The 7429-nt window shown below is 68.4% G+C and carries 5 protein-coding genes, 1 pseudogene and 2 riboswitches; of the genes and pseudogenes, 4 read left to right on the top strand and 2 right to left on the bottom strand.

Annotated features, from left to right (window positions below):
- Both B0W88_RS13190 and B0W88_RS13185 read right to left on the bottom strand, forming a co-directional pair.
- Positions 1–534: pseudogene (locus B0W88_RS13190) on the bottom strand (sensor histidine kinase N-terminal domain-containing protein); the annotation flags it as partial.
- The gene (locus tag B0W88_RS13185; protein WP_077035117.1) at positions 534–1193 is read right to left on the bottom strand and encodes a response regulator transcription factor; all 660 of its coding nucleotides are present in this window, start codon (positions 1191–1193) and stop codon (positions 534–536) included. The pseudogene B0W88_RS13190 and the gene B0W88_RS13185, both read right to left, overlap by 1 nt.
- A 53-nt stretch (positions 1194–1246) precedes the next feature.
- Positions 1247–1329, top strand: a riboswitch (glycine riboswitch).
- Positions 1330–1351: 22 nt separating this feature from the next.
- Positions 1352–1460, top strand: a riboswitch (glycine riboswitch).
- 25 nt (positions 1461–1485) lie between these two features.
- Between B0W88_RS13185 and gcvT the strand changes: the two genes are divergently transcribed.
- Genes gcvT through B0W88_RS13165 form a run of 4 tightly spaced genes read left to right on the top strand, consistent with a single transcriptional unit; the run spans position 1486 to position 7338 of the window.
- Positions 1486–2604 (top strand): glycine cleavage system aminomethyltransferase GcvT, encoded by a 1119-nt coding sequence (gene gcvT, locus B0W88_RS13180; RefSeq protein WP_077035116.1) that lies wholly within the window; start codon positions 1486–1488, stop codon positions 2602–2604.
- Positions 2605–2638: 34 nt separating this feature from the next.
- A complete protein-coding gene (gene gcvH / locus B0W88_RS13175; protein ID WP_077035115.1) occupies positions 2639–3016 on the top strand; it encodes a glycine cleavage system protein GcvH in 378 nt (125 codons plus the stop codon).
- Positions 3017–3043: 27 nt separating this feature from the next.
- Positions 3044–5938 (top strand): aminomethyl-transferring glycine dehydrogenase, encoded by a 2895-nt coding sequence (gcvP, locus tag B0W88_RS13170; protein ID WP_077035114.1) that lies wholly within the window; start codon positions 3044–3046, stop codon positions 5936–5938.
- Between the two features lie 11 nt (positions 5939–5949).
- Complete coding sequence (locus tag B0W88_RS13165) at positions 5950–7338, top strand: L-serine ammonia-lyase (protein ID WP_077035113.1); 1389 nt, start codon at positions 5950–5952, stop codon at positions 7336–7338.
- Positions 7339–7429 lie beyond the last annotated feature (91 nt).

Below are 7429 nucleotides of genomic sequence, written 5' to 3'. Positions count from 1 at the left end.
CTGCCGACGCACCCGCTCCACCGGCGCCAGCGAGCGGCTGACGATCCAGCCCACCAGCCCCAGCAGCAGCGGCAACATCAGCAGGTTCGGCGTCACCGTGCGCCAGGCCAGGCGGCTGGCCAGGCGCTGGCGCACCGCCAGGTCCTGCGCCACCTGCAGCACCTCGCCGCCGCTCTGCACCGAGAGCACGCGGTACTCGGTGCCGTTGGCCACCACATTGGTGAAGCCCAGCACCGCCCGCTGCGGCAGCGGCACGCTGGAGTGGAACAGCTGCAGCCCTTCGGCGGTCCAGGCCTGGATGATCAGCTCCAGCTCGCGCGGCATCGTCACCTGCCGGCCATGCTCGCCGGAGATGGACAGGGCCATCTGCTGCATCTGGTAGTCGAAGATCTGGTCGGCCTCGTTCAGCGCGGTGCGGTAGGCCGACAGGCCCTGCAGCAGCCCGACCAGCGCGATGGCGCCCAGCAGGAACAGCAGCAGGCGCCGGCGCAGCGACGGCGGCCGGCGCGCCTTCGGCACCCTCGGCATCCTCATCATTGCTTCGGGACCATATAGCCCAGGCCGCGCACGTTCTGGATCAGCGCCGCGCCGAGCTTCTTGCGCAGTCCGTGGACGTACACCTCCACCGCATTGCTGCTGATCTCGTCCTTCCAGCCGTAGAGCTTCTCCTCCAGCTGCTGGCGCGACAGCACCATGCCCGGCCGGGCCAGCAGCGGCTCCAGCACCGCCCACTCACGGGCCGAGAGGTTGACCGGCTGGCCGTTGACGGTGGCCTCGTGGGTAGCCGGGTTGATGGCCACGCCCATGTGCTCGTAGACCGGCTCGGCGCGCCCTTGCGCCCGGCGCAGCAGCGCGCGGATGCGGGCCAGCAGTTCGTCCAGCTCGAAGGGCTTGAGCACGTAGTCGTCGGCGCCGGCGTCCAGGCCCATAACCCTTTGTTCGAGCGCATCCCGGGCGGTGGCGATCAGCACCGGCAGCCGCTGCTTGCGGGCGCGCACGGCCTTCAGCACCGCCATGCCGTCCATCCTGGGCAGGCCCAGGTCCAGCAGCAGCAGGTCGTAGTTCTGGCCTTGCAGCGCGGTGTCGGCCAGTTCGCCGTCGCGCACCCAGTCGACCGCATAGCTCTCGGCGCGCAGCAGGTCGAGCAGTTGCTCGCCGATCATCGGGTCGTCTTCGACGAGGAGGATTCTCATGAGCGGATTCTGTTGCCGAACGACTTAGTTTTAACTTAAAAGCCTCGCTACAATGCCGCCCGTCAGGAGAGAGCTTCCCCCGGGAGAAGCCGCCGAAGGCGATGCAACGCTCAGGCAAAAGGACTGGCAAGACGCTCCCCCGAAATATTGTCGAGAGAGCGTTCCTCACTGGAGAGAGACGGGTCTCGGAGCCCGTCCACCGAAGGGGCAAGCTGCAGGCCACGGCCAGCAGCCAATCTCTCAGGTAAAGCGGACAGTGGGGGCATCCAATATTGAACACTGGAGCCCCGTCATGTCCGCCGAAATCCTCAAGAAAACCCCGCTGCACGCGCTGCACCTCGAACTGGGCGCCAAGATGGTCCCGTTCGCCGGCTATGACATGCCGGTGCAGTACCCCGCCGGCGTGATGGCCGAACACAAGCACACGCGTGCCGCGGCCGGCCTGTTCGACGTCTCGCACATGGGCCAGGTGCTGCTGATCGGCGCCGGCGCCGATGCCGCGATGGAGACGCTGGTGCCGGTCGACGTGGTCGACCTGGGCGTATTCAAGCAGCGTTATGCGCTGTTCCTCGACGACCAGGGCGGCATCCTCGACGACCTGATGATCTGCCGCCGGCCGGACGAGCTCTTCGTCGTCGTCAACGCCGGCTGCAAGGAACAGGACATCGCCCACATGCAGAAGCACCTGGCGGGCAAGTGCGAGGTCAAGCCGCTGCCCGACCAGGCGCTGCTGGCGCTGCAGGGCCCGCAGGCCGTCACCGCCCTCTCACGCCTGAACCCGGAAGTCGCCAAGCTGACCTTCATGACCGGCGGCTTCTTCGACCTGGACGGCATCCCCGCCTTCCTGACCCGCTCGGGCTACACCGGCGAGGACGGCTACGAGATCTCCGTCGCCGGCGACCGGTCCATCGAGCTAGCCAGGAAGCTGCTGGCCCAGCCGGAAGTCAAGCCGATCGGCCTCGGCGCGCGCGATTCGCTGCGCCTGGAAGCCGGCCTGTGCCTCTACGGCCATGACATCGACACGACCACCACGCCGGTCGAGGCCTCGCTGACCTGGGCGATCCAGAAAGTCCGCCGCGCCGGCGGCGCCCGTGCGGGCGGCTACCCGGGCGCGTCGGTGGTCGACCATCAACTGCTTGAGGGCGCCGCGAAGAAGCGCGTCGGCCTGGTCGGCAGCGAGCGCATGCCGGTGCGCGAAGGCGCGAAGCTGGTGGACGAGAACGGCACCGAGCTGGGCGTCGTCACCAGCGGCACGCTGGGCCCCACCGTCAACAAGCCGGTGGCGCTGGGCTACCTGCCCAAGAGCCATGCGGCCATCGGCACCCAGGTCTGGGCGGTGGTGCGCGACAAGCGCACGCCGATGACGGTCAGCAGCACGCCTTTCACCCCCAATGGTTACTACCGCGGTTAACTAACCCATTACTTCAACGCACGGAGCGACAGTCATGAGCAACATCAAGTACACCGCCGATCACGAGTGGGTCCGCATCGAAGGCGACGGCACCGCCACCGTCGGCATCACGGTCCACGCGCAGGACGCGCTGGGCGACGTGGTCTTCGTCGACCTGCCGGAAGTCGGCAAGACGTTTGCCGAGAAGGAAGTGGCCGGCGTGGTCGAGTCGGTCAAGGCCGCCGCCGACGTCTACATGCCCGTGGACGGCGAGATCACCGAAGTCAACGAAGCGCTGCGCGACGACCCGTCCCTGGCCAACAGCGACCCGCTGGCCACCGGCTGGTTCTTCAAGGTCAAGCTGAGCAAGCCCGAGCAGCTCGACGCCCTGATGGACGCGACCGCCTACGACGACCTGGTCAAGTCGCTCTGATCTCCTGATTTCTCTGCAAGTACCGCCATGCTGATGTCCGCCCTGAAGCCCCTCTCGGAACTCGAGAACGCCGCCGAGTTCCACGCCCGCCACATCGGCCCCGATGCCGCCGACGAGGCCGGCATGCTGTCCGTGATCGGGGCGGCATCGCGCCGCGCGCTGATCGAGGCCATCGTGCCCGCCAGCATCAAGCGCAGCGTCGGCATGGCCCTGCCGCCCGCCTGCACGGAAGCGGAAGCGCTGGCCGAGCTGAAGGCGCTGGCCGCCGGCAACAAGGTGCTGAAGAGCTATATCGGCCAGGGCTACCACGGCACGCTGACGCCCGGCGTCATCCTGCGCAACATCCTCGAGAACCCCGCCTGGTACACCGCCTACACGCCCTACCAGGCCGAGATCTCGCAGGGGCGCATGGAGGCGCTGGTCAACTTCCAGACCATGGTCACCGACCTGACGGGCATGGCCATCGCCAATGCCTCGATGCTCGATGAGGCCACGGCCGCGGCTGAAGCGATGACGCTGGCGCATCGCGTGGGCAAGAGCAAGTCCGAGACGATCTTCGTCGCCGACGACGTGCTGCCGCAGACGCTGGAGGTGGTGCGCACCCGCGCCGAGCCGCTGGGCATCACGGTCGTCGTCGGCAAGGCTGAAGACGCCGGCACGGCCGACTGCTTCGCCGCGCTGCTGCAGTATCCGGGCGTCACCGGCGTGGCCCGCGGTCTGCAAGCCGCCGCCGATGCGGTGCACGCCAAGGGCGGCCTGCTGATCGTCGCCGCCGACCTGCTGGCACTGACGCTCTTGAAGTCCCCCGGCGAACAGGGCGCGGACATCTGCGTCGGCACCACCCAGCGTTTCGGCATGCCGATGGGCGCGGGCGGCCCGCACGCCGCCTACATGGCCTGCAAGGACGAGTACAAGCGCAGCCTGCCGGGCCGCCTGGTCGGCGTCAGCGTGGACACGCACGGCAACCCGGCCTACCGCCTGGCGCTGCAGACCCGCGAGCAGCACATTCGCCGCGAGAAGGCCACCTCCAACATCTGCACGGCGCAGGTGCTGCCGGCCGTCGTCGCCAGCATGTACGCGGTCTACCACGGCCCGCTGGGCCTGAAGCGTATCGCCCAGCGCGTGGCGAGCTTCGCCGCGGTGCTGGCCAAGGGCCTCGAATCGTCGGGCTTCGGCCTGGGCCACAAGACGGCCTTCGACACGCTGCTGGTCACGACCGGCGCGCGCACGGAGAGCCTGCTGGCCTCGGCCATCGGCGCCGGCATGAACTTCCGCCGCGCCGCGGCTGACGCGATCAGCATCACGCTGGACGAGACGACGACGCGCGCCGATGTGTCCGCCATCCTCGCCGTCTTCGGCGGCCAGGCGCCGGACTTCGCTGCCGCCGAGAAGGGCATCGCCTCGCTGATCCCGGACGAGCTGGTGCGCACGAGCGCCTACCTGACCCACCCGGTCTTCAACACGCACCACTCCGAGACCGAGATGCTGCGCTACATCCGCGCCCTCTCGGACAAGGACCTGGCGCTGGACCGCTCGATGATCCCGCTGGGCTCCTGCACGATGAAGCTCAACGCGACCAGCGAGATGATCCCCATCACCTGGCCCGAGTTCGCCGGCGTGCATCCGTTCGCGCCCGTCGATCAACTGGCCGGCTACTGGAAGCTCAACGAGCAGCTGACCGCCTGGCTCTGCCAGGCCACCGGCTACGCGGGCATCAGCCTGCAGCCGAACGCCGGCTCGCAGGGCGAGTACGCCGGCCTGCTGGCGATCAAGGCCTGGCATGAGTCGCGTGGTGAAGCGCATCGCAAGATCTGCCTGATCCCGGAATCGGCCCACGGCACGAACCCGGCCTCGGCCCAGATGGTCGGCATGAGCGTCGTCGTCACCAAGTGCGACAAGGAAGGCAACATCGACCTCGCGGACCTGAAGGCCAAGTGCGAGAAGCACGCCGCCGAGCTGGCCGCGATCATGATCACCTACCCGTCCACCTACGGCGTGTTCGACACGCACGTCAAGGAGATCTGCAAGCTGGTGCGCGAGCACGGCGGCCGGGTCTATGTGGACGGCGCCAACATGAACGCGCTGGTCGGCGTGGCCGCGCCGGGCGAGTTCGGCGGCGACGTGAGCCACCTGAACCTGCACAAGACCTTCTGCATCCCGCACGGCGGCGGCGGCCCGGGCGTCGGCCCGGTCTGCGTGGTGGCCGACCTGGTGCCCTTCCTGCCGGCGCACCGCTCGGCGGGCCTGGGTGCCGACACGAACATCGGCGCCGTGTCCGCTGCGCCGCTGGGCAACGCGGCCGTACTGCCGATCTCGTGGATGTACGTCCGCATGATGGGCGCCGACGGCCTGACCGCCGCCACCGAGACCGCGATCCTGTCGGCCAACTACGTGGCCGCGCGCCTCTCCGAGGCCTACGACATCCACTTCAGCGGCAATATCGACGGCGTCAAGGGCGGCGGCGTGGCCCACGAGTGCATCCTGGACCTGCGTCCGCTGAAGGACAGCTCGGGCGTTTCCGCCGAAGACGTGGCCAAGCGCCTGATCGACTACGGCTTCCATGCGCCGACGCTGTCCTTCCCGGTGGCCGGCACGCTGATGGTCGAGCCGACCGAGAGCGAAAGCAAATACGAGCTGGACCGCTTCTGCGACGCGATGCTGCAGATCCGCGAGGAGATCGCCAAGGTCGAGTCCGGCGCGTGGTCGAAGACGGACAACCCGCTGCTCAATGCCCCGCACACGGCCGAGTCGCTGCTGAAGACCGAGTGGACCCACGGCTACTCGCGCGAGGACGCCGCCTACCCGGTGGCCTCGCTGCGCCGCGCCAAGTACTGGAGCCCGGTCGGCCGCGTGGACAACGTCTACGGGGACCGCAACCTGTTCTGCTCCTGCGTGCCGATGAGCGAATTCGCCGGCGAATAAGAAGGACCACGATGGCCGTCTCCGTTTTCGATCTGTTCAAAATCGGTATCGGGCCATCCAGCTCCCATACCGTCGGCCCGATGCGGGCCGCGCGGATGTTCGTCCAGCGGCTCAAGCACGAAGGCCTGCTCGACAGGACCGAGCGCGTCGTCTCGCAGCTCTACGGCTCGCTGGGCGCCACCGGCAAGGGCCACGGCAGCGACAAGGCGGTGCTGCTGGGCCTGGCCGGGCATGAGCCGGACACGGTGGACGTCGAGCAGGTAGACAGTTACCTGAGCGCCATCCGCGCCGGTGACCTGAAGCTGCTGGGCGAGAAGGCGATCTCGTTCAACGAGGCCAAGGACCTGACCTTCTTCCGCCGCCAGAGCCTGCCACTGCATGCCAACGGCATGAAGTTCATGGCCTACGGCGCGGGTGAGGAACTGCTGGCCGACAAGACCTACTACTCGGTCGGCGGCGGCTTCGTCGTCAGCGAAGAAGTGCTGGCGGACGGCAGCAAGCAGAAGACGATCGCGCCCGATGCGACGGTGCTGCCCTATCCGTTCAAGTCCGGCGACGACCTGCTCGCGCTGACGCAGCGCCACGGCATCAGCATCGCCGAGCTGATGCGGCGCAACGAGGCCCACTGGCGCCCCGATGCGGAGACGCGCGCCGGCCTGCTGAAGATCTGGCAGGTGATGCAGGACTGCGTGAACCGCGGCCTGAAGACCGAGGGCATCCTGCCCGGCGGCTTCAAGGTCAAGCGCCGCGCACCGGCCTTGCACCAGGCCCTGACCAGCAACCCCGAGCAGGCGCTGCGCGACCCGCTGCAGGTGATGGACTGGGTGAACCTCTACGCGCTGGCCGTCAACGAGGAGAACGCCGCCGGCGGCCGCGTCGTCACCGCGCCCACCAACGGCGCGGCCGGCATCGTGCCCGCGGTGCTGCACTACTACAGCCGCTTCGTCCACGGCGCCAACGAAGACGGTGTGATCGACTTCCTGCTCACGGCGGCGGCCATCGGCATCCTCTACAAGGAAAACGCCAGCATCAGCGGCGCCGAGGTCGGCTGCCAGGGCGAGGTCGGCGTGGCCTGCTCGATGGCCGCCGCGGCGCTGTGCCAGGTGATGGGTGGCACGCCGGCCCAGGTCGAGAACGCGGCCGAGATCGGCATGGAGCACCACCTGGGCCTGACCTGCGACCCCGTCGGCGGCCTCGTGCAGATCCCCTGCATCGAGCGCAACGCGATCGCGTCGGTCAAGGCGATCAACGCCGCCCGCATGGCGCTGCGCGGCGACGGCACCCACCACGTGAGCCTGGACAAGGTCATCAAGACGATGCGCGATACGGGCGCGGACATGATGACCAAGTACAAGGAGACGGCGCGGGGCGGGCTGGCCGTGAACATCGTTGAATGTTGATGTGAGCCCCTCGCCCAACACCGCCCCGCTGAACGCGGGCGGCGTTGATCGGTCCCCCGAGGGGACGGCGATTGTCCGGGCATCGAGCCCG

This window comes from Pelomonas sp. KK5, from assembly GCF_001984095.1.
Lineage (GTDB): Bacteria > Pseudomonadota > Gammaproteobacteria > Burkholderiales > Burkholderiaceae_C > KK5.
This window is presented reverse-complemented; position numbering and strand designations above follow the sequence as displayed.